The 21,296-nt window shown below is 65.0% G+C and carries 23 protein-coding genes; 11 read left to right on the forward strand and 12 right to left on the reverse strand.

Annotation, left to right across the window (positions count from 1 at the left end; genetic code table 11):
• Positions 1 to 110: 110 nt before the first annotated feature.
• The 4 genes from HOP51_RS20495 to HOP51_RS20510 all read left to right on the forward strand — a co-directional run bounded on the left by HOP51_RS20495 (position 111) and on the right by HOP51_RS20510 (position 4,509).
• Entirely contained in the window at positions 111 to 1,223 is a 1,113-nt protein-coding gene (locus HOP51_RS20495) for a PQQ-dependent sugar dehydrogenase (protein ID WP_234275720.1), read from the forward strand.
• 223 nt (positions 1,224 to 1,446) lie between these two features.
• On the forward strand, positions 1,447 to 2,805 hold the full coding sequence (locus tag HOP51_RS20500; protein WP_234275721.1) for a substrate-binding periplasmic protein: 1,359 nt from the start codon (positions 1,447 to 1,449) through the stop codon (positions 2,803 to 2,805).
• 17 nt (positions 2,806 to 2,822) lie between these two features.
• On the forward strand, positions 2,823 to 4,073 hold the full coding sequence (locus tag HOP51_RS20505) for a GGDEF domain-containing protein (RefSeq protein WP_234275722.1): 1,251 nt from the start codon (positions 2,823 to 2,825) through the stop codon (positions 4,071 to 4,073).
• 88 nt (positions 4,074 to 4,161) lie between these two features.
• Positions 4,162 to 4,509 (forward strand): sll1863 family stress response protein, encoded by a 348-nt coding sequence (locus tag HOP51_RS20510; protein ID WP_234275723.1) that lies wholly within the window; start codon positions 4,162 to 4,164, stop codon positions 4,507 to 4,509.
• A gap of 3 nt (positions 4,510 to 4,512) precedes the next feature.
• On the opposite strand, the gene HOP51_RS20515 is transcribed toward HOP51_RS20510, so the two are convergent.
• From HOP51_RS20515 to HOP51_RS20530, 4 genes are all read right to left on the reverse strand, one after another.
• Complete coding sequence (locus HOP51_RS20515; RefSeq protein ID WP_234275724.1) at positions 4,513 to 5,745, reverse strand: toxic anion resistance protein; 1,233 nt, start codon at positions 5,743 to 5,745, stop codon at positions 4,513 to 4,515.
• Positions 5,746 to 5,829: 84 nt separating this feature from the next.
• A complete protein-coding gene (locus HOP51_RS20520) occupies positions 5,830 to 6,765 on the reverse strand; it encodes a cobyrinic acid a,c-diamide synthase (RefSeq protein WP_234275725.1) in 936 nt (311 codons plus the stop codon).
• Positions 6,766 to 6,836: 71 nt separating this feature from the next.
• Entirely contained in the window at positions 6,837 to 7,535 is a 699-nt protein-coding gene (locus HOP51_RS20525) for an extensin-like domain-containing protein (protein ID WP_234275726.1), read from the reverse strand.
• 307 nt (positions 7,536 to 7,842) lie between these two features.
• The gene (locus HOP51_RS20530; protein WP_234275727.1) at positions 7,843 to 9,477 is read right to left on the reverse strand and encodes a BCCT family transporter; all 1,635 of its coding nucleotides are present in this window, start codon (positions 9,475 to 9,477) and stop codon (positions 7,843 to 7,845) included.
• A 171-nt stretch (positions 9,478 to 9,648) separates the two neighbouring features.
• On the opposite strand from HOP51_RS20530, the gene HOP51_RS20535 reads away from it, so the two are divergent.
• The 6 genes from HOP51_RS20535 (at position 9,649) to HOP51_RS20560 (ending at position 13,056) form a co-directional block, all read left to right on the forward strand.
• Entirely contained in the window at positions 9,649 to 10,644 is a 996-nt protein-coding gene (locus HOP51_RS20535) for an LLM class flavin-dependent oxidoreductase (RefSeq protein ID WP_234275728.1), read from the forward strand.
• Positions 10,641 to 11,363 (forward strand): AzlC family ABC transporter permease, encoded by a 723-nt coding sequence (locus HOP51_RS20540; protein WP_234275729.1) that lies wholly within the window; start codon positions 10,641 to 10,643, stop codon positions 11,361 to 11,363. The genes HOP51_RS20535 and HOP51_RS20540 overlap by 4 nt, the downstream gene beginning before the upstream one ends.
• On the forward strand, positions 11,360 to 11,665 hold the full coding sequence (locus tag HOP51_RS20545; protein ID WP_234275730.1) for an AzlD family protein: 306 nt from the start codon (positions 11,360 to 11,362) through the stop codon (positions 11,663 to 11,665). The genes HOP51_RS20540 and HOP51_RS20545 overlap by 4 nt, the downstream gene beginning before the upstream one ends.
• A gap of 94 nt (positions 11,666 to 11,759) precedes the next feature.
• Positions 11,760 to 12,116: a hypothetical protein gene (locus HOP51_RS20550; RefSeq protein ID WP_234275731.1), complete on the forward strand. Its 357-nt coding sequence runs from the start codon at positions 11,760 to 11,762 to the stop codon at positions 12,114 to 12,116.
• A 73-nt stretch (positions 12,117 to 12,189) separates the two neighbouring features.
• The gene (locus HOP51_RS20555; RefSeq protein ID WP_234275732.1) at positions 12,190 to 12,540 is read left to right on the forward strand and encodes a hypothetical protein; all 351 of its coding nucleotides are present in this window, start codon (positions 12,190 to 12,192) and stop codon (positions 12,538 to 12,540) included.
• A gap of 153 nt (positions 12,541 to 12,693) precedes the next feature.
• On the forward strand, positions 12,694 to 13,056 hold the full coding sequence (locus tag HOP51_RS20560; RefSeq protein ID WP_234275733.1) for a c-type cytochrome: 363 nt from the start codon (positions 12,694 to 12,696) through the stop codon (positions 13,054 to 13,056).
• Positions 13,057 to 13,069: 13 nt separating this feature from the next.
• On the opposite strand, the gene HOP51_RS20565 is transcribed toward HOP51_RS20560, so the two are convergent.
• The 8 genes from HOP51_RS20565 to HOP51_RS20600 all read right to left on the reverse strand — a co-directional run bounded on the left by HOP51_RS20565 (position 13,070) and on the right by HOP51_RS20600 (position 20,807).
• Positions 13,070 to 13,879, reverse strand: coding sequence for an ABC transporter permease (locus HOP51_RS20565; RefSeq protein ID WP_234275734.1), 810 nt, complete (start codon positions 13,877 to 13,879; stop codon positions 13,070 to 13,072).
• Positions 13,876 to 14,604, reverse strand: a complete 729-nt coding sequence (locus HOP51_RS20570; RefSeq protein WP_234275735.1) for an ABC transporter ATP-binding protein — start codon at positions 14,602 to 14,604, stop codon at positions 13,876 to 13,878. Before HOP51_RS20570 ends, HOP51_RS20565 begins: the two co-directional genes overlap by 4 nt.
• Positions 14,601 to 15,608 carry a PQQ-dependent catabolism-associated beta-propeller protein gene (locus HOP51_RS20575; RefSeq protein ID WP_234275736.1) on the reverse strand — a complete coding sequence of 336 codons (1,008 nt, stop codon included), beginning with the start codon at positions 15,606 to 15,608 and terminating at the stop codon, positions 14,601 to 14,603. The genes HOP51_RS20570 and HOP51_RS20575 overlap by 4 nt, the downstream gene beginning before the upstream one ends.
• Positions 15,596 to 16,810: an ABC transporter substrate-binding protein gene (locus tag HOP51_RS20580; RefSeq protein WP_234275737.1), complete on the reverse strand. Its 1,215-nt coding sequence runs from the start codon at positions 16,808 to 16,810 to the stop codon at positions 15,596 to 15,598. The genes HOP51_RS20575 and HOP51_RS20580 overlap by 13 nt, the downstream gene beginning before the upstream one ends.
• Positions 16,811 to 16,877: 67 nt before the next feature.
• The gene (locus HOP51_RS20585) at positions 16,878 to 17,537 is read right to left on the reverse strand and encodes a hypothetical protein (protein WP_234275738.1); all 660 of its coding nucleotides are present in this window, start codon (positions 17,535 to 17,537) and stop codon (positions 16,878 to 16,880) included.
• On the reverse strand, positions 17,534 to 18,385 hold the full coding sequence (locus HOP51_RS20590; protein ID WP_234275739.1) for a quinoprotein dehydrogenase-associated putative ABC transporter substrate-binding protein: 852 nt from the start codon (positions 18,383 to 18,385) through the stop codon (positions 17,534 to 17,536). The genes HOP51_RS20585 and HOP51_RS20590 overlap by 4 nt, the downstream gene beginning before the upstream one ends.
• Positions 18,386 to 18,417: 32 nt before the next feature.
• On the reverse strand, positions 18,418 to 18,888 hold the full coding sequence (locus HOP51_RS20595) for a c-type cytochrome (protein ID WP_234275740.1): 471 nt from the start codon (positions 18,886 to 18,888) through the stop codon (positions 18,418 to 18,420).
• Between the two features lie 95 nt (positions 18,889 to 18,983).
• Complete coding sequence (locus tag HOP51_RS20600; RefSeq protein WP_234275741.1) at positions 18,984 to 20,807, reverse strand: methanol/ethanol family PQQ-dependent dehydrogenase; 1,824 nt, start codon at positions 20,805 to 20,807, stop codon at positions 18,984 to 18,986.
• A 332-nt stretch (positions 20,808 to 21,139) separates the two neighbouring features.
• Between HOP51_RS20600 and pqqA the strand changes: the two genes are divergently transcribed.
• The gene (gene pqqA / locus HOP51_RS20605; RefSeq protein ID WP_234275747.1) at positions 21,140 to 21,211 is read left to right on the forward strand and encodes a pyrroloquinoline quinone precursor peptide PqqA; all 72 of its coding nucleotides are present in this window, start codon (positions 21,140 to 21,142) and stop codon (positions 21,209 to 21,211) included.
• Positions 21,212 to 21,296: the final 85 nt, after the last annotated feature.

Raw genomic sequence — 21,296 nt, forward strand, 5'->3', positions numbered from 1 at the left:
TTTCCCTGCCCCTGGTGGAAACGCCTAGCCTAACAGCTTATCGGGGCGAACATGACGCCATGGCTGCTTTCACTACACTGAGAGCGACATTTCGAAACCGGAGGCAAGCAATGGAACGCTTGATGGGATTCCCCCTGGTGCTGGCAGCACTCGCCACGACGGCACATGCGGAGGAGATGTCGCTGAGTATCGCGCACCAAGAACTTAGCCTGATCCCGGTAGCGGAGGATCTCGAAAGCCCTTGGGGCATGGCCGTACTGCCCGGCGGGCTATTCGTGATCAGTGAGCGTACGGGGCAAATCCAGACCTTCTACAACGGCGAACGCCAGGAGGTCGCAGGTTTGCCCGGCATTCACGTCGAGGAGCAGGGCGGCCTGCTCGACATCGCCGCTTCGCCCGAGTATCCCGATACCGGCTGGCTCTACTTCACTTACTCGAGCGGTGACGAGGACTCCACCGCAACGGCCCTGGCCCGCGGGCGCTTGGCCGGAGACCGCCTAGTGGACGTGGAGGAACTGTTTGAGCAGAATCGGCGTTCCGAGCCAGGCCCCAATGCCGGCTCACGCCTGGCCTGGATGGGCGACGACACCTTGCTGATGTCCGTCGGCGATCGCAACTCCCCCGATCGCGCCCAGGATACCCAGGACCATGCCGGCTCCATCCTGCGCCTCGACCCGCAGGGCCTGGCGCCGGAGAACAACCCCCTGCTGGAAGACGCCGGCTATCTGCCCGAACTCTACTCCTGGGGGCACCGCCACGTACTTGGCCTGGCAGTGGATGAGACACGCAACAACGTCTGGGCCGTCGAAGCCCACGACAACGGCAGGGGCGCATTGGTCCTGGTGGAGCGCGGCGAGAGGCATGGCAGCCCGGTGGAGGAAGGTTCGGACCTCCTCGAGGAGGCCGCCAGCAGCGACCTGTTTACCGAAGAGGAAGTCATCCAACCTGCTTATCGCTTTCCCGAGGACGTCTCGCCGTCAGGCCTGGCGGTGGTCAATGGCGAGCATTACCCCGATTGGCAAGGTAACCTGATCGTCGGCGGACTGGAGAGCGAGCAGCTCTATCGCTTCGAGGTAAACGGAGGCGATATTACCGACATGGAAGAACTGCTCGACGAAACACAAGGTCCGGTGCGTGAGGTTCGTCAGGGGCCAGATGGCTACCTCTACGTCCTCATCGGTGACGAGAGCGGCACCCTCTATCGGCTCGAACCCGAGGAGTAGCACTGCTGCCGGCCGGCTCGAACCTGTCGGGCCGGCCTCTTGCGTGAGGAGCAGAGTTCTTCACTTCTCACGCAGCCCGGGGCATTATCGCGGTTACCCTGGTTAATTGGCTTTACGCCCTCCCCAAGGCCGTTTTCGCCGGCACCAGGTGCGCAGGTGGCTGGAAGCGTGATCGATCCAGCGCAGCACAATCAAAAGAACAAGCAAGCAGGGTGCTGGCCGAATGAAGAAATGGCTAATGTCGATGTTGGCTCTGCTGTCGCTCCCGGCGGTCGCAGGCCTGGAAGGGCTGACCTTCATCACCGAAGAGTACCCTCCCTACAACTACCGGCAGGACGACCGGCTCGAAGGCATTTCAGTCGAGCTTCTCGAACGCATATTCCGCGTAACCGATACTGCGCGCTCCCGCAAGGACATACTCTACTACCCTTGGGCACGTGGCTATGACACGGCGCTCTCCGAACCGGGTACGGTGCTATTCTCCACCACCCGTACCGAGCAGCGCGAACCGCTGTTCCAATGGGTGGGCCCCATTGCCACCGACAGGGTCACGCTGATCGCCCGCCGCGACAGCGACATACGCTTGGACGACATCGCGGACGTAATCGCCGGAGGCTATCGCATTGCCGTAATTCGCGAAGATATCGGCGCCCAGCGGCTACAGGAAGCCGGGGTGCCGGACAGCCAGGTGCATGCCGCGATCTCCAACGTCAGCGCACTGCGTATGCTGGAACGCGGCAGGGTCGACCTGTGGACCTACAGCGAGGATGTCGCCTTCTGGTTGATGAACGAAGAGAACCTGCCGACTACCGACTACGTCCCCGCCCTGACAATCAGCGAATCCGACCTCTACTATGCCCTGAACCCCCGCACCGACCCCACGCTGGTGGCGAAAATGCAGGAGGCGCTGAACCGCCTGCGTGAAGATGGGGTGCTGAGCGTAATCCTCGGCGGCACCATCGCCTTCAACACCGAGGAATATCCGCCCTACAACTATGAGGACGGAAACGGCAGGATCACGGGCACCTCCACCGAACTCCTGCGCGCCGCACTCGAAGCCGCCGAACTCGATGCCGATTTTCGCCTGCTGCCCTGGGCACGCGCCTATACCGAAGCCCAACTGCGCGAACGCCACTGCGTCTACTCGACCACCCGCACACCGGAGCGTGAGGCGCTGTTCACCTGGATCGGCCCGCTGATTTCCAGTACCTGGGCCGCCTTCGCCCTGGCAGATGCCGACATCGATGCCGATTCTCTGGAGGACTTGCAGGAGCTGCGGGTGGGCAGCTTCCGCGAGGATGCCGTTGGCCACTACGCTGCCAGCCAAGGCGTACCCATCGTCGTGGCCAGCGCCGAACGCGAGAACATTGGACGCCTGCGCGCCGGACTGATCGATGCCTGGGTCACCGGCGAGGAGACCGCCTGGCTCCTCGCCGAGGAGGCCGGCCTGTCGTTGCAACGACTCTTTGCTTTCAACGAAGTCGATCTCTACCTGGCCTGCCACCCCTCGGTACCGGACCAGTTCGTCACTCGCCTGCAAGCGGCTCTCGACCGCGCACTCGCCGAAGCGGAGGCACCCTAGTGAAGCATCCTCCTGGCATGGATCGCCAACCCCGCAGACGCAGCCTGACTGCCAAGCAGGCCGGTCTTACGCTTGCCATCGCGCTGCTGCTCAGCATCACCGCCGGCACCATCGGATTGGCGCTCGACGCCCGCGCCATGCGCCTGGAAATCGTGCGCGACACCCAGTACCGTCTCGACCTGGTTCACGGCACCGCCGCCGAAGCCGCCTTCCAGCTCAACACCGAACTAGCGCCCCAGGTCGTCGATGGCCTGTTCAACAGCGGCCGAGTCGCAAGCGTCGCCATCAGCGATGACTTCGATCGCATCATGGCCACACGTCAACGCAACCAGACAGCCACCACCAGTTGGGCAGCCAGCGCCCTGTTCGACGATATCCTTCATTACCGGCAGACGCTGCTCTACCAGGCAGGCTCCGGCAACCCACCGCAGCCGGTAGGCGAACTCGAGCTGACCCTGGCGCTCGACCGCCTGACTCGCGACTTCACTGACCGCAGCCTGCTGATCTTCACGCTGGGTGTCGCCAAGGCGCTGGCCATTGCAGCCCTGCTGGCGCTGGTGTTCCACTGGTTCGTAACCCGCCCCCTGCTGAAGGTGCACGCTGCGATCGTCGAGACCAACCCACGCCAGCCCGGCCGCTGGCCGAAGCCGGCCATGGGAGGCCATGACAACGACGAACTGGGACACTTGGTGGAGAGCGTCGATCAACTGCTCCAGGCGTTCCAACAGGGTCTCGACCAGCGCGACCGGCTCCATCAAATCTCCACCATGGATGGTCTGACCGGTATCGCCAATCGCCGCCATTTCGACGCCTTCCTCGAGCGGGAGTGGCAGCGTGCCCACCGCAACGGCTACGCCATCTCGATCATTTTCATCGATATCGACCACTTCAAGGAGTTCAACGATCACTATGGTCATCTCGCTGGCGACGATACGCTGAGAGCCATTGCCGAGGCTCTCTCCCGGGTGGTCCACCGAGTCTCCGACCTGGTGGCTCGCTACGGCGGCGAGGAGTTCGTCTGCGTGCTGCCCGATACCGACCTGGAGGGCGCCTTACGAGTGGCTGAGAGGGTCCACCAGGAGATCCGCGCCCTGGACATTCCCCACGCCCACTCGGCCCGCGAGGGTCGGGTTACCGCCAGCCTCGGCGTGGCCAGCAGTGTGCCCGCCAAGAACCCGGCCGGCTGCGAGGAGCTGTTGGCGCAGGCCGACAGACAGCTCTACCGCGCCAAGCGTCAGGGCCGTGACCAGGTAGCCTCGCAGACCTGAAGCGCGGAAATGGAAACGGGTAAGTGGGAACTGGCTTGCCAGCGGGAGAATCGATAGGAGTAAACCCAGCCAGAGGTGGAGGAGCCGCATGACCAGACGCGACGAGTTCATCGAGCGCATGAAGACCCAGCTCGACGAATGGAATGCCGAAATCGAGGCACTGGCAGAACGCGCCCGCACGGCCAGTGACGAAGCTCAGGTCCGCTACCAGGACGACATCGAGCGGCTCCGGCGCCGCCGGGATGAGACATGGCGCCGGCTCGAGGAGCTGCAATATGCCAGCGAAGCGGCCTGGGATACGCTACAGCAAGGGCTCGACGACGCCTGGGAACTGCTGCGCAAGGCCCTGCGCGATGCCCAACACCGTGAGCCGCCGCAGGACATCAACGATCCCGACGACACCCAGCAGCCTCGCTCGCCGGGCGGCTCGCCCTAGCCCCTAGGCGGAGCCGCCCTTACGCTCACGCTCTGCCGCCGCATCCTGGCCCTCTTCGGCTGCTGGCGCCTGGATGTCACTGCCTCGCTGCAGCCTGTCGACCGCCGCGCCCCCCTGATGCGCCAGCTGCGCCAGGCGGTCGATCTGCGCATCGAGCTTGGGCAGCGCCTCCTGGCGGTAGCGTGACAGATCGTCGATGGCACCGAGTACATCGTCGAAGGCCTGCTCCAATGCCTGCATGTCGAGCTGGGCCGAAGCGGCCCGGGTCTGGATCTCCACGCCTTGCTGACGCAGCGCCTTGGCCGTACCGGCGATCATCTTCGAGGTGGTGGTATTGAGCGATTCCACACGATCCAGGACCAGCCGCTGGTTGGCCAGCGCCAGCGCTACGGCCACGGCTACCGTCAGCGCCGAAACAGTGACGTGGATGGCACGGTCGACGCCGCGAATCAACTCGCGGTTGTTACGGATGATCACTTCCAACGCCAGCACGCCCTGCTGGCTGACCGCCTGCTGCTGCTGTAGATCGACGATGCGCTGTCGCAACGGGAACAGCAGTTCCTCCTCGATGAAGGCACGCTGCGAGTGCTCCGCACCGAGCCGTTCCAGTGCCTGTACCAAGCGACGATCGATCAGTCGCCCCAGGTCGATCTGGCGCTGCAGCCGCCCCAGCAGCTGGCGCAGGCTCTCCTGATCGTCGCTGAGGGTGATGTTGTCACGCCGCAGCATGTCGCGCCCCGCTTCCAAGTCGGCAATGATCGCATCCAACGCCTGCTGGGCATTCTCGAACTTGCGGAAATAGCGCTGCACGCGGCTGCCGGCACCGGGAATGCGCGACAGCAGGCGGTCGAATGGGCCCGATGCCAAGCGGTGCTGGTGCGGGTCGAGTGCCTGCATATGGCCACGCAGATCGATCAGGGCCTTGGCCACCGGGCCGCCCTCATCGCCCTGATGGGCCAGCTTGCGCAACGGTGCCTGCAGCATCTCACTGTGATGCGCCGCCTGCTGCTGCAGCTCGAGTCCCATCTCGTCCACTGCTCGGCGCTGACGCTCGAGCGCGGCGCCTTCGCTAGCCAACACCTCGTCGACGAAAGCGGAAGCCATCTGCTCGAGCTCGGGGTCATCGATTTCCACGTCCTCGCCGCTCGCTTCGGGAGCGATCTCCTCGAGCTCGTCGGCGATCTGCTCCACCGGCGGCAACGAAAGCGGCGAGCCACGTTCGGACGACTGGTTCATAAGCGATTCCCCTTCAGACCTACCTAAACACTAGCAGCAGCGCCCGCAGCGACTCACCTTGTGTCGCCTTGCTAGCACCGCTCGCTAGCGGCTATAGCGCTCAGCACCGTCGATGAAACGGCGCAGTTCCTCCAACGCCCGGTCGGTGGCCAGCGCCGCCTGCGGGCGCCCCGTCTCGACCCGTGCCAGCGCCACCGCGGTGTCGTCGAGCAGTGTCAGCGCCGACTCGTTGCGCGCCACCAGGCGCCGCAATCGGCGCTCAGTCTCTTCAATCAACTCCAAGCGGCGCTTGAGCGCGATGCGTTCCTCGACGGAGAGCCGGTTACCTTCCTGCTCCAGGCGTCTGCGCACGTAGTCGCCGTCCAGCCCTATCACGCCACGCGACTGGGCTGCCATGGAGGAGAAGGTGTCCACCGCGCCGAGACAGACCTCGGTGATCAGGCCGCGAGAACGCTCGAAAGCCAGCTCGTTGCGATCGAAACGCGCCGACAGCAGCTCCATGACATGCGTATAACGGGTATAGAAGCGGTCGACTTGGCCAGCCAGGTCGACTCGCTTGACCTCAAGCAGCTGCTGCTTGGCCCGGCATAGCGACAGCACCAGCTCGTCGGCCCCCACCGGCGGCTGGGCCGGATCCAGCTCGGCCACGCCGGATTCCCGCGCGGTACGCTCGCGTTCGGCGCGACGACGCTCGGCTTCGGCGGCAAGCCGCTCCTGCAGCCGGCGCTGCTGCCGCCGCGCACGCCAACGACGCCAGCCGCGCTCCACCGGCAGCGCAACACCGACGGCGACCAGCCCAGCCAGCCAGCCGCCTAAGCTGGGGCCGAAGCCGCCCCATAGCGAAGTCAGCCACAGCACCATGCTGATGAAGGGCACCAGCAGGCAGTAGCGGAACAGCACCTGGAAACGGTTGGGGTTCTCGGTGGGCACCGCCAGCCGCGGGTTGGCCAGCCCAACCAGGCACCATGGCAGGCAGGTAACAAACAGCCCATAGGCAAATCCCTGCAGAAATCCCAGCATAAGCCTCGTGACTCGGCAATCGGATGATTTGAGTGTACGGGGGCCGGCGACGCCGCGCGAGCCCGCCGACGTCAGCGACACAGGCGGAAGCCACGCATGCCGAAGTGGAAGTGATCGGCATGAGCATGGTTGTACTTGGGACCAAGCACGTTGCCGAACAGGTCGCAAGCGCCATCGCGTGCCGCTCGCAGAAAGGCACCCCGCGCATCCTCGCTGCCCCAATGCTCAAGCAGGGTAATGCGACGACCATCGGTCAGGCGGAAGGCTGCCACATCAAGCGCCTCGGCCGTGGCATGCTCACTGAGTCGCCCCTCCTCGCGGCCATAGACATTGCGACAGGCAAAGCTACCATAATGTTCGACTTGCGCCACGCGCATGCCGAAGAGGGCCTCGGCAGCCGGCTGCAGACGCTGCCGTTCATACATGACCCAAGCCAGCGCCAGCGGACAACGCGCTACGAAACTACCGTTGAACTCGACTTCGCTGCGATGCACCCGCACCACGTTCTCGAGCGGGCAGCCGGGCGCCGGCTCGTGGTCATTCAACGGCGTCATCCGCAGCGCTCCCTCCGACGCGGTGCCAAGAGCCTCCAGGCATGCCTCGCGATCGTCGGCCAGACGGTGCAACTTCCACTTGGTCACCGGCGTGAGGGGGTCCTCGACGTGCAGCGGCTGCCAGGGATGCCATTGGCGAGGAATACGGTCCTCGAAGAGCCACCAGGCCGCGGCAGCGCTAGCGACCAACAGGAGCAGTACCCACAGCGAACGCATCTCGTCCCGTCACTAGAGCAATAAATGCAGGAGCAAGGCAACGCCCCCCACAATCAGGGCCATCACCACGGCAATGTCGACAGCACGGTCCAGCCAGCGATCGAAGCTGCCCTGGCTTCGACGACTAGGCTGCCGTCGACGAGTAGCGCCGCGCGAATGCGCACGGCGGCGTGAGGCGTTGAGAGACATGGCAGGAATCCGGTTCCCCGTTGTTCTCCCGAGCTTACGGCCTGCGCTCGTGTCTGGCTACCGGCAATCGCTGTGTCGGCGGCGCATGGCCAGACACAAGAGTCTGCCATGGACGAGTCTACCCGCCCTCGCGCCGATTGATGCGTCGATTGATCACACTGGGCGCTCGGCGCAATCGCTCTTGCTCGCCCAACGCCTCGGCTTCGAAGGCATCCGCCCCTACCGGGGTCTCGCCGTGGCGGCGGTAGAGCTGGGTAAGCATGGCCTGGCGGTCGGCGCGCAGCTCGCGAATCAATACCACGATCATGCCGTAGAGAATGAAGGTGAAGGGCAACGCCGAAAGCACTGCGGCCGACTGCAGCCCGGTCAAGCCACCGGCGGCAATCAAGGTGAAGCAGATCGCAGCGATCAGCACACCCCAGATCACCCGCTTGAACAGCGGCGGATTGATCGAGCCATTGTCGGTCATCTGCGCCACGATGTAGGAAGCGGAGTCGGCCGAGGTCACCAGGAAGATGAAGATCAACAGCATCGCAATCACCGACAGCACTCCGGTGAAGGGCATACGCTCGAACATCTCGAACAGCGCCACGGTGATATTGGCCTCGGTGGCCGCCGCCAGCCCGACGTCGCCGCTCAGCTCCATGTGCAGGGCGGCGCCGCCGAACACGCCGATCCACAGGCAGGCCAGCAACGGCGGCACGACCAGCACACCAAATACGTACTCCTTGATAGTGCGCCCGCGCGATACCCGGGCCACGAAGGTACCAACGAACGGCGACCAGGCAATTACCCAGGCCCAGTAAAAGATCGTCCAGTTGGACGCCCAGGTGTTGTCAGTGAAGGGCGAGATGCGCAGGCTCATGCCAAGGAAGTTCTGCAGGTAATCGCCAATACCCAGGGTGATGGTCTCGAGGATCATTACCGTGGGCCCGGTGACCAGCACGTAGAGCATCAGACCGATGCACAGGATCATGTTGAGGTTGGAGAGCCGGCGGATGCCCTTGTCCAGCCCCGACCAGGTCGACGCCATGTAGGCCAGGAACATCACGAACAGAATGACGAACTGCCACAGCACGCTCTCGGGCAGGCCGAACACGGCGTTGAAGCCGCCGTTGAGCTGCAGTACGCCCAGCCCCAGCGAGGTGGCCACGCCCATTACCGTGGCCACTACCGCGAAGACGTCCAGGGTGGGCGCATAGGGGCGCATGGCGGGGTACTTGGCGGTGATCGAGGAGAGCACCGAGGAGACCAGCCCGGCCTGCCCCTTGCGGAACTGAAAATAGGCGATGATCAAGCCAACCACCGAAAAGGCCGCCCACTGGTGGACGCCCCAGTTGAAATAGCTGTACTGGATGGCATATCGCGCCGCCGCGGTAGTCTCGGCGGGCACGTCGCCATAGGGCGGCTCGATGTAGTGCAGCATCGGCTCGGCCATGCCGTAGAACACCAAGCCCACGCCGAAGCCCGCCGCCAGCAGCATGCTGACCCAGGAGAAGAAGCTGAAACTCGGCGTACTGTCCTGGGGCCCCAGGCGGATCTTGCCGTACTTGCTGAAGGCCAGCACCAGCAGAAAGATGACGAAACCGAACACCGAAATGAGATAGAACCAACCGAACAGTCGGGTAACGCTGGCAAGCGCAGCATCGGCGGCATTGCCGAATGCCTCTGGAAAACCGGCACCGGCCGCCACCAGCATCAGGATAATCAGGGCCGACACGGTAAAGACCCGCTGCCCTCCATGATTGGCCATACAAAATTCCTCGTTCCGTCCCTGGACGCCTCTCATGCTAGCAGCATGATCCCAGCGGAACACAACCACTGACTGACCCCGAAAAGGCAACAAGCCATTGCATCGAGACGCCGACGGGTGGATTCTAGGGGAGATACCAAGCAGGCTAACATTTCTCTGACGAGTGTGCTCATGTCCCGACTCTCCCGGACACCTCTCTCCGTTCTCGACCTGGCGCCGATCCGCGATGGCGGCACCATCGCCGACAGCTTCGCCGAAAGCGTGGCGTTGGCCCAACTGACCGAGCGCCTCGGCTTCACCCGCTACTGGCTGGCCGAGCACCATAGCCTCGACGGCATCGCCAGTGCCGCCACCGCGGTGCTGATCGGCCACATTGCCGGCGCCACCTCGCGTATTCGCGTGGGCAGCGGCGGCATCATGCTGCCCAACCACCCGCCGCTGGTGATCGCCGAGCAGTTCGGTACCCTGGAAACCCTTTACCCAGGCCGCATCGATCTGGGACTGGGCCGTGCCCCCGGCTCCGACGCCGCCACCATGGCCGCGCTGCGTCGGGATCCTTACGCCGGAGCCGAGAACTTCCCCGAGCTGCTCGCCGAGTTGCAGGGCTTCCTCGATGACGAGCGACCCGGCCAGCGCGTACGCGCCGTGCCCGGACAGGGCACCAAGGTGCCGCTGTGGCTGCTCGGCTCCAGCGGCTACAGTGCCCAGCTCGCCGCCCGTGAGGGGCTGCCGTTCGCCTTCGCCGCCCAGTTCGCCCCGGGCTACCTGCACGAGGCCCTGCGTCTCTACCGCGACAACTTCCGCCCCTCGGCGCTGCTCGAGCGCCCCTATGCCATGGTCGGACTGCCGGTAATTGCCGCCGAGAGCGACGAGCGCGCCGAGTTCCTCGCCTCCACCACCCGCCAGAAATTCCTCGGCATGGTGCGTGGCCGCCGCACCCGCTCGCTGCCACCGGTCGAGACCCTCGACTGGACGCCGATGGAGCGTGTTCAGGTGGAGCAGTTCCTGGGCGCGGCGGTAATCGGCGGGCCGGATACCGTGCGCGACGGACTCGAGCGCTTCCTTGAGCAGACCGACGCCGATGAGCTGATGCTCAACAGCGATCTCTATGCACATGAGGACCGCCTGCGCAGCTACGAAATCGTCGCCGAGGCGTGGCGCGCATGAGCCAGACCACCCCAGGCGCCAAGCTCGATGTTACCGGCGTTCTCACCGGTATCCGCCGTATGGCGCCACTATCGCTGTTCGTAGTGATCTTCGGCCTGGCCTTCGGCGTGGCCGCGCTGGCGCGGGGGCTGTCGGGCTTCGAAGCCCTGCTGATGAGCGCGCTGGTGTTCGCCGGCGCCTCGCAGTTCGCCGCCCTGGAGCTGTGGGGCCCCGAGATTCCGCTGCTGCCGCTGATCGCCACCACCTTCGCCATCAACGCTCGCCACCTGCTGATGGGCGCCGCCATCCAGCCGTGGTTGGCTCACCTGCCCCCGGGGCAGCGCTATGGCAGCCTGGTGCTGATGAGCGACTCCAACTGGGCCATGGCCGTCGCCGACCGTCAGCGCGGCGAAACCAACGTCGGCATGCTGGTGGGCGGCGGCATCGCCCTGTGGCTGACTTGGCTCCTGGGCACGCTGCTCGGGGTGATCTTCGGCAGCGGCATCACCGAGCCCGAGCGCTTTGGCCTCGACGTGATCATGGGCTGCTTCCTGCTGGCCATGCTGGTGGGTGGCCGCCGCGACCTTTCGATGCTGGTGCCGTGGGGTGCGGCCGCCTTGGCCGCCCTGGCCGCCATGGCCTGGCTGCCGCCACACTCCCACGTGATCGTCGGCGCCCTGGCCGGTGGGCTGGTCGGCCTGCTGCTGCCGGCCAGCCCGTCACAGGAGGCGACCGCATGAGCCTGCCATCCACGGCCATGGGGGCGCTGGCCGCAATCGTGATCATGGCGCTGGTCACCTATCTGACCCGCGCTGGCGGCGTATTCGTGATGTCGCGGGTGCCCATCGGGCCCAGGGTAGAGCGCTTCATCAACGCCATGGCGGGCTCGGTGCTGGTGGCGGTAATCACACCCATGGCCATCCAAGGCGATTGGGGTGCCCGACTCGCCCTGCTGGCCACCCTGGGTACCATGCTGGTGCTGCGCAAGCCACTGCCGGCCATCGCCGCCGGCATACTCACCGCGGCGCTGTGGCGCCTGTGAGCGGGTCCACGGAGCCGGCGCTCACGGGAACGATTCCGCGCGCCCGGCCTCCAATACACCATCATCCCTGTCGGAGCCCCTCCTGGAGAAAGCGATGTTCGACCCCAACGACCCGCGCAACGCTTACCGCAACAACGCCGCCTGGCAGGCGGCGCAGCAGTGGCGCAGCCGCATGAACCGACCCGGCGGCGGCCCCCTCGGCGGGCTGAAACTGATGTTCACCTGGCTGCTGTTCGGCCTGCTGCTGATCGTCGGCACCGTGCTCGGGCTGTTCCTCCTGCTGCTTGGCTGGGCGCTGCTGCCGATCATGCGCTACCGCATGAAGAAGCGCATGGAGCGCATGCGCGCCGAGCAGGCAACCGATGTCGGCGGCTCGCATCGCCAGGAAGGCCGCCCCTCACGCGACTCCGCGTTGCTGGAAGGCGATTACGAAGTGAAGGACGACCGCTAGGTGGCCAAACGACGCCGCCCGGTGCCATACTCTGAAGCACGACAATCCATAAAAAAATCCGGAGACAATAACAATGTCCTTTCTTCGGACACTTCCACGCCAGACCGCTCTGGTCGCGCTGTGCCTGCCCTTCGCCTGGGCCGCCGGCGCCAACGACTACCCCACCGAGGCCCGGGTCGACTATGTGCTGGGCTGCATGGCCGCCAATGGCAATCATCAACTCACGATGCGCAAGTGTGCCTGTAGTATCGATGTGATCGCCGAACACCTGCCCTACGAGCAGTACGAGCAGGTCGAAACGGTGCTTGGCATGCAGGACCAGCGCGGTGAGCTTGGCGTGCTGTTCCGTACCGAGCGCGGCATGCAGGACCAGATTCGCGCCCTGCAACAGGCCCAGGCCGACGCCAACCTGCGCTGCTTCTGACGGGGAGCGACCAGGATGGCGGACGCTGTGCGATCAGGACAAGGGGCGGCGGGCTGCCGGTCGCTACTTCCCGACGAGAGAAGGGCCAGGGGGCCGCACGGCCAGCGACCCCACCCACGAGCGAGCCTCGCCGCCTCGGTGGGAGCCGGAGGCGTGCTTTGGCTCGCCTGCCTGGGCGGGACGTTTGCCCAGGCCGATGATGGCGAGCTGCGTGCTGGCGAGCGGCTGTTCCGTTCCCAATGCGTGGGTTGTCACAGTGTCGAGCCCGGCGTGCATCTGGGCGGTCCCAGCTTGCATGCACTGCTGGGGCGCCCGGCGGGCAGCCTGGACGACTTCGACTACTCCCCCGCCCTGGCCGGGGCCGAACTGACCTGGGACGCCCCCACCCTCGATGCCTTTCTCGCCGATCCCTCCGGCTTCCTGCCCGGCAACCGCATGGTGCTATGGGGGCTCGACGAGCGCTCGCGCCGCGCCATCGTCCGCTACCTGGAGAGCCTGGACGAGCCTTCCGACTGACTAGGGCGGGGCCTCAGTCCCCGCCCCTCCCCTTGCGCGCCAACATGCCCCGCGAGGGGTTGTAGCCAAGGATGGCCAGCGCCAGCAGCACCAGCGTCACTGCCACGCTAATCAGAGCCGCCTCTCCATTGAAGCGCTCGTAGAGGGCGAAGCGAATGGTTTCCACCGCATAGGTGAACGGATTGAGGGAGGCAATCTGATAGACCAGATAACTCCCCTCGCGAATGCGCCACAGTGGGTAGAGCGCGGAGGAGAGGAAGAACATGGGAAAGATCACGAAGTTCATCACTCCGGCAAAGTTTTCCAACTGACGCACGAAGGTCGACAGCAGCAGTCCCAGGGCGCCGACCATGAAACCGGTCATCAGCAGCGCCGGTAGTATGTAGAGATACCCCAACGGCGGTGCCTTGATGCCATAGACCCAGGCGATGGCGAGAAAGACATAGACCTGCACCATCGAAACCAGGGTGCTGGCCAGCAGCTTGCAGATCAGCAGATACCAGCGCGGGAACGGACTGACCAGCAGGACCCGCATGCTCCCCATTTCCCGATCGTAGACCATGGAGAGCGAGCTCTGCATGCCATTGAACAGTTGGATCATGGCGACCAGCCCCGGCACGATGTAGACCTCATAGAGAATGTAGGTCTGGTAGGGGGCGGTCATGGCCACCCCCAGCGCCATGCGGAAGCCAGTGGCGAAGACGAACAACCAGATCAACGGGCGCACCAGCGCAGCCAGGAAGCGGCTGCGCTGGTGCAGGAAGCGCAGCAGTTCGCGGCCGACTACGCCACGCAGGCAATGTAACCAGGATATTGGATTCATGTCGTCAGCCGGTCGAAAGCCGCTCCCAAGTCGGCAACGCCGAGCCCGGCGACCAGCGCCTCGGCGCGATCGTCCGCCAGCAGGCGGCCGCGATGCAATATCAGAACCCGGTCGCCGGGACGCACCTCGTCGATCAGGTGGGTCGCCCACAGTACCGCCACACCCTCCTCGGCGCATAGCCGATGGGCATGCTCGACCAACTCCCGCCGTGACGCGATGTCGAGCCCCACACTGGGTTCGTCGAGAAGCAGCAAGCGCGGCTCGTGCATCAGGCCGCGGGCGATCTCCACCCGGCGACGCTGACCACCGGAAAGACGCCGCACCCGGGTGCGGCGCTGCTCCGCCAGCCCCACCCGTTCCAATTGCCGCGCGCCACGGCGACGGGCCTCGCCCGGTCCCATACCGTGCAGCGCACCATGGTAGGCGAGGTTCTGGGCCACGCTCAGGTCCAGGTCCAGGGTCGGCTGCTGAAACACCACGCCGATATGCGCATGGGCCTGGGACGCGTGACGGCGCACGTCATGGCCGCCGATACGAATATCGCCCCGGCGACGGTCGTGCAGCCGCGTGATCAGCGAAAACAGCGTGGTCTTGCCGGCCCCGTTGGGCCCCAGCAGAACGGCGAACTCCCCGGCCGCGATGGCCAGGGAGATCGCGTCGAGCACCGGTTCGCCCGCATAGGCGAAGCTCAGCTCGCTTACCTCCAGGGCGGGAACGTCATTCACGGCTCGACGATCACCCCCCAGGGGAAGCGCCCCACCGGAATCGAGCGCACCGCCTCCAGGCTCTCCACATCGATCACGGTGACGTCGCCGCTAACCCCGTTGGTGGTGTAGAGCCGGCTCTCATCGGCATTGAGCGCCAGATGCCAGACCCGCTGTCCGACCAGGATGTAGTCGAGCACCTCGTAGCTCTGCTGGTCCACCACCGCCACCCGGTTGGAGGGCCCCAGGGCGACGAAGCCGTAGCGACCGTCGGAGGTCAGCGCCACGCCCACCGCCTGCACCGTCTCCCGCGGTACGCCTTGCACGTCGAAGCGAATGGTATGCTTGACGTCGAAGGTCTCCTCCATGTCGAGGATCGACACCGTGCCGGCGATTTCCGCCGAGACCCAGGCCTCGCGCCCGTCATGGGTGAACTCGGCGTGACGCGGTCGCGCGCCCACCAGGCGATGGTGCACCGCTTCCATGCTCTCGGTGTCGACGATGTGCGCCATGTTGGAGGTCTCCGTGGTGGATACCAGCCAGCGGCCATCGGGACTGATACCGAGACCTTCGGGCTCGACCCCGACGGGAATCTCGGTGACCAGGGTGCGCGCCTCGTAGTCGAGCACCGAGACGATGTTGTCGTCTTCGTTGGAAACGTAGATGTAGGGCCGGTTCGGATCGACACGAATCACTTCGGGATCGTCGCCGGAGGCCTGGCTGCGCACCACCTCCAGGGTCTCCAGGTCGATCATGTCGATGGATTCGTCGTCGCCCACCGCCACGAACAACTCGCTGCCGTCGCTGCTGAAGGCCATGGAGCGCGGTCGACGGCCGACACGGATGGTCTCCACCACCTCCAGGCTCTCGCCGTCGATCACCGAGATGGTGTTGTCCTTCTCGTTGGAGACGAAGATGCGCTCCGCCTGGGCGGCCAACGGCAGTCCCAGCAAGACGCCCAGCGCCACGACCAGGGCGGTTTGCTTGATGGCGGGCTTGCGATCCCGCGAATTCAGAAGCGACATTGCGATTCCCCCTCATCGGCGCCCATTGAGTCGAGTGGCGTGCGTGGATGCAAATACCCCTCCTGGGGCGAGACGGAAGCCACCATGCGCGGCCCGGTGACCAGGATCGGCTGACGCATCTGATGGTTCCAGGTGCGATAGCTGACCGGCACGCCCAGATAGCCGGCAAGCTCGAACTCCTCGCCGAGCATGTACTCCAGCACGGCCTCGCGCTCCACCGAACCGGTGCGCGCCGCCGCCTCTCCCAGCGAGCGCACCGCCAGCCAGGCGGCGAAGTCATGGGGTGTCATCCAGCGTTCAGCCAGCTTCTCGAAACGCCGCTGCAACTGCACCGCGCCCCAGGATTCATGTGAGCGGTGCCAGGCGGTGGAAACCAGTCCTTGGGTGCCCGCCACCGGGCGCGGCAGCCAGGTCTGGTGGGGGAAGTACTCGCCGAAGTAGTCGGTCTCGTCAGCGATCACCAGCACATCGTGCTCGGGCAGATCCTGCAGGAACACCGGCACCTCGCGCTGGATGTCATGGAACCCCCCTTCGGAACGGCGCGCCATGGGCTCGTGGGGCCACATCTTGTCGCCAATCACCGTGTGCCCGAAGCGCTCCGCCGACTCGCGCAGCGCCTCGGCCATGCGCTGGTCTTCCTCGGTATTGCCGTAGACCAGGGCCCAGTTCTGCCATTGTTTGTAGCCGAGGAACTGGGCCAGGGCGTCGGCCAGCATACGTCGGCTCGGTGTGGTGTGATAGAGATTGGGATGGCACGACTCGCCACGCAGGGCGTCGTCCGGCGCCAGGGCGTTGAACACTACCCGGTCGCCCAGGTCTGGATGCTCGATCACCTCCAGCAGGGCCTCGGCGGGAAGGCCGGCGACGATCCAGTCGGCACCCTGGTCGAACAATCGCTCCAGGGCCTCGCCAACGTCGCCCCCCATCGGGATCACCTCCTCGTGGAGCACGAACTCCTGCCCCAGGAACTGGGCCGTGGCGTTATTGTCGTTGATGCCCAGCCGGGCCCCCTGGATACCCTCGTCGTCGAGGACGGGATCGAGCACCGAGAGCGGTTCGAGATCGTCGTCCCGCTCCAGACCGATATAGCCGAGGGTAAGGGTTTCCACCGTGTCGTCGGCCGGCAGTGCCGCCGACCATCCCAGGCCAGCGATGATCCCCCCCGCCGCCAGCCAGCGCAGGGTATGAGGCAAGGTCGTCATGCGCGCTCCTCAGGCAGCCCGTGCTGCCGTTTATTGTGGTTATGCGGTTGCAAGGCCGCGAATGGGCTCATGGCATGCCTTGCATGATGACCCGGACCAACCGGGAAAGCCGCTCCTCCAATAGGTAGGGTTGATCGCACATCGCCGGTAAAGCCTGCTGACGATGCTGGAATGTCCGCTGCTCCCAGAACAACGCTTCGGACAGGCGCTCGATCTCGGCCTCGTCGGCATCCTCGGCGAAGCGCTTCTCTTCCAGTTCGTCGATCATGGCGGAAACGCTGTCGAGGCGCGCCAACTGGGCGCGGGATGCGCCGCGGATACCATCGATGGCGCGCCGCCGTTCGCGGTTGGTGAGTTCGAACAGGCCGGAAAAGAGCAGCGTCAGACGCTCCTCGAGTTCGGCCTCGCTCCCGTTCATGCCCTGGCTCGCCTCGGTGACGAACTCCCGCACCCGCTCCACGGCCTGCTCCTCGGGTGTCGAGCGGGGAGCGGCGAAGCGCACCACCCGGCCGACCTCCTCGTCCTCCCACCACTCACGTTCCAGCGCCTCCGGCGAAGGTCCGCTCCACAGGGTGCCCCAGGCCAGCTCAGGTATCAGGCGCTGCACGCAGGGCCAGTCCGGTGGCCCTGCCGCTGCGCGCTGAGCCTGTGCCTGGGGCGCGCCGGCCAAGACCAGGCAGGCGAATACCCCCAGCGCCAGCGATCCCGGACGATGACCGCGACTCATGACTCACCTCCCATGCCATCCGCCGTCAGCAGTTGACCGCGACGGTCGAGCAGCGGCACATGGTGCTCGGTCAGAATGGCGTCGATGGTCTCCTGATGGCGCTCGATGAAGTCATTGATCCAATCCTTCCAGTGTGGCTCGCCGCGGCGGATCCCCATGGTGATGCGATAGTCCAGTTGCGCGCCCGAATCGTCGTCGACCAGCGGAATGACCCGTAGCGGTGGCGACTGCAACGCCGCATAGTGGCCGGCCAGCGGCCCCCATACCACGGCACCGTCGGTTTCTCCGGCCGCGACCTCTTCTATGGCATCGCGCACCGGCGTGCGCACCCGCGTGTCGACCATCAGGGGATAGCCCTTTACGCTCGCCCCGGCACGGCGCAACGGCACCATCGGCGGCGTTTCCGCCACCACGCCGAAACGTTTCCCGGCCAGCGCCGGGTCGGTCAGGCTCGTGGCCCGCAGGTCGGACTCCTCGGGCACCACCAGGGCGTAGACCGAGCGGTAGTAGGCATTGGTGTTCTGCACGAACTCATAACCCGCCACCGCCCCGATCATCACATCGCATACGCGCAACTCCAGGGTATTGCGCACGAAGCCCATCACCTGGGGCGCCCACACGTAGATCAGCGGCACTCCCAGTTCCTCGGCCATCAGTTCGGCGATACGATTCTCGAACCCATCGCCGGCCTGGTTGGTGAAAGGCAGGTTATTGGCGTCGGCGCATACCCGCAGGGCTTCGCGCTCCTGGCGCTCCGGCGGGTTGGCGGCAGCGGGCGGGAGCCCTACCAGAGCTACAATCAGTCCCAGCAACAGCGCTCCCCGAACAGGATGACGAGCGACGTTCATGCTTCCTCCACTGGCTATCGGATCTCGGCGTCTCACTCTTCCGCCGCCTCGTTCCCATCCTCGCCGGCGTCCGCCGCTTCCTCGGTTTCCTCTTGCATAGACTCGATGATCTGCGGACGGCCGCGCCCCAGTCCGCCCTCGCCACGCGCCAGCATATAGCTGAAGATCTTGGGAATGTTGCCCATCACGTAGGGATCGTCGGCAAAGGAGGGCATCACCTGGCCGGGCTGGATCTCGCGCCCGGCGGCGATGGTGCCGGCGAATTCGGCCCAGCCGAGACGCTCGGCGGCCTGGATCAGATTGGGAGCGAAGGAGGAACCCAGGCCATCGGGGCCATGGCACGCCATGCAGGCGCGAGTGTAGACCAGGTAGCCTTCGTAGGTGCTGGGGTCAACCTTGCCATCCTCGACGACGTAGTCGCCGGGTTCGCTGGCCAAGGCGGTAGATGCCAGCAAAATGGCCGCGAGCGCGGCGAAGAGGGGGGAACGCTTGAATACCATCATGCCATTTCCTTCTGAGGCTCCGGCCCACCGTGACAACGACGGCGGAAACGGGCCGGAGCAACGCAACGAGAGAAAAACGCGTGGGTCGAGCCGGCTCAATCCGGCAGGGCAAATACCGTCAGTACACCGCCGAGCTTGGTGTAGTCGCCCAGGGCACCGAAGACGCTCACCGCGCCCAGCCCCTCCTCCGGATCCTCGAGCCCCGCCGCCAGACCGATGCCGGCCCAGCCGCCGACGCCCGAGAGCACCGCCACGTACTGCTTGCCCTCATGCATGAAGGTGTTAACGTTGCCGATCACCCCCGACGGGGTCTTGAAGCGCCACAGTTCCTCGCCGGTTTCGAGGTCCACCGCCTTCACGTGCCCTTCCAGGGTGCCGTAGAAGGCCAGGTCGCCAGCCGTGGCCAGGGCGCCACTCCAGACCGCAAAGCGCTCATCGACCTCCCAGACGGTCTCGCCCGCGACCGGGTCCCAGGCGATGAAGCTGCCGGTACGCCCTTCCATGCTGCCGTTATGCGAGGGCGCGGGCATCATGGTCAGGGTCGCGCCGACATAGGGCTGGCCGGCAATGTATTCGGTCTCGTAGGGCTCGTAGTTCATGCAGATGCGGTTGATACCCGCATATATCAGCCCGGTATTCGGCGAATAGGCGCTGGGCTGCATGTTCTTCGCGCCCATGGCGGTGGGGCAAATGTTGGTGGTATTGACGTCGACCCCCTGGCGGAAGGTGCTGTACTCCTCGTTGACCACCGGCCGCCCGGTCTCCAGGTCGTAGCTGTCGGCCCAGTTGGTCTCCGGGGCGAACTTCTCGGCCACCAGCAACTCGCCGGTCTCGCGGTCCATCAGCAGACCGAAGCCGGTGCGGTCGATCACCGCCAGTGCCTTGCGCTCCTCGCCCTCGAACTCGATGTCGATCAGTTGGTTCTCGTTGACCCCGTCGTAGTCCCACTCGTCGAAGGGCACTTTCTGGAAGACCCACTTGGCCTCGCCGGTGTTGGGATCGCGGGCAAAGATGGTGATGGCCCACTTGTTGTCGGCGGGCTCGCCATCCACGGTGCGCTGGTCGGGGTTCCAGGTGCCGGGGTTGCCGGTACCGTAATAGATCAGGTCGAGCTCGGGGTCGTAGGTGATCCACCCCCAGGGCGCCCCGCCACCACGCTCCCACTCGCCCTCGGGCCAGGTGGTGACACCCAGATCGGCTTCGCCGACGGGTTCGCCCAGCATCAGGGTGGTCTCGGGGTCGATCAGTACCTCATCGTCCGGCCCGGTGGAGTAACCCCGCCACACCATTTCGCCGGTCTCGACATCATAGGCGGAAAGGTGGCCGCGAATACCGTACTCGCCGCCACTGATGCCGACGATGACCTTGTCGTGCACCACTAGCGGCGACATGGTATTACTCTCGCCGATGGTATGGTCGCCGTTGTTGGCCTCCCACAGTAGCTCGCCGCTCTCGGCGTCCAGCGCGATCAAGGTATTGTCGGCCTGGCCGAGGAACAGCCTTCCGTCGGCGTAGGCCAGTCCACGGTTGACCGTGTCGCAGCACATCACCGGAATGACGCGTGAGTCCTGTACCGGCTCGTAGCTCCAGATCACCCGCCCCTCATCCTCCAGATCGAGGGCGAAGACCTTGTTGGGAAAAGGCGTATGGATGTAGAGGCGCCCGTCGCCGACGTACAACGGCCCGCCTTCGTGACCGCGCAGAACGCCGGTGGAAAACTGCCATACCGAGCGCAGCTCTTGCACGTTGTCACGGTTGATCTGGTCTAGTTGACTGAAGCGGTGGCCCTGGTAGTTGCCGAGTTGTGTGGCCCAGTATTCGGGATTGTCCTGGAGTTCCAAGACATTCTGGTTGGCGTGAACCGCCGTGGCGGCCATCAAACCGATGGCCACGACTGCGTAGCCGGTCTCGCGAAGCATGGCGTTGTCTCCGTCTCACTGAAGGTGTGCCTGGGAAACGGCACATCTTGTGTAGTTGTCTTTCAGGTATTGACATTGAGAAGGTCTAGCACAACTTCGGGAGCGCCATTGCTGTTGTCCGGTAATTTAGGCATTTTAATAAATCAAAAGACTATTGCCCTCTGGCAACAATACGGCAACATCGCTGACAAGCCGCTCCATGGCGGCGTTTCGGTCATATACCACCTGCCCTTCGTTCCGCACCTACGACTTAGGTCGAAAGGTAGCGACGCCATTAACTGCTTTACTTGGGGTGCGTGTAACGATATCCACCCCAACGTGGAGGATTCTCTATGTGGACCAAGCCTACCTACACTGATCTTCGTCTTGGCTTCGAAGTCACGCTATACATCGCCAACCGTTGAGGTTGTACCCCCGCCTCGTTCGCGAGGCGACACCCACCGGCTGACGTCCGTAGCATGGGCGTCGGCCGGTGCCGTTTGCAGGGAG

Origin of the sequence: Billgrantia zhangzhouensis (assembly GCF_021404465.1) — a bacterium.
Classification (GTDB): domain Bacteria; phylum Pseudomonadota; class Gammaproteobacteria; order Pseudomonadales; family Halomonadaceae; genus Halomonas; species Halomonas zhangzhouensis.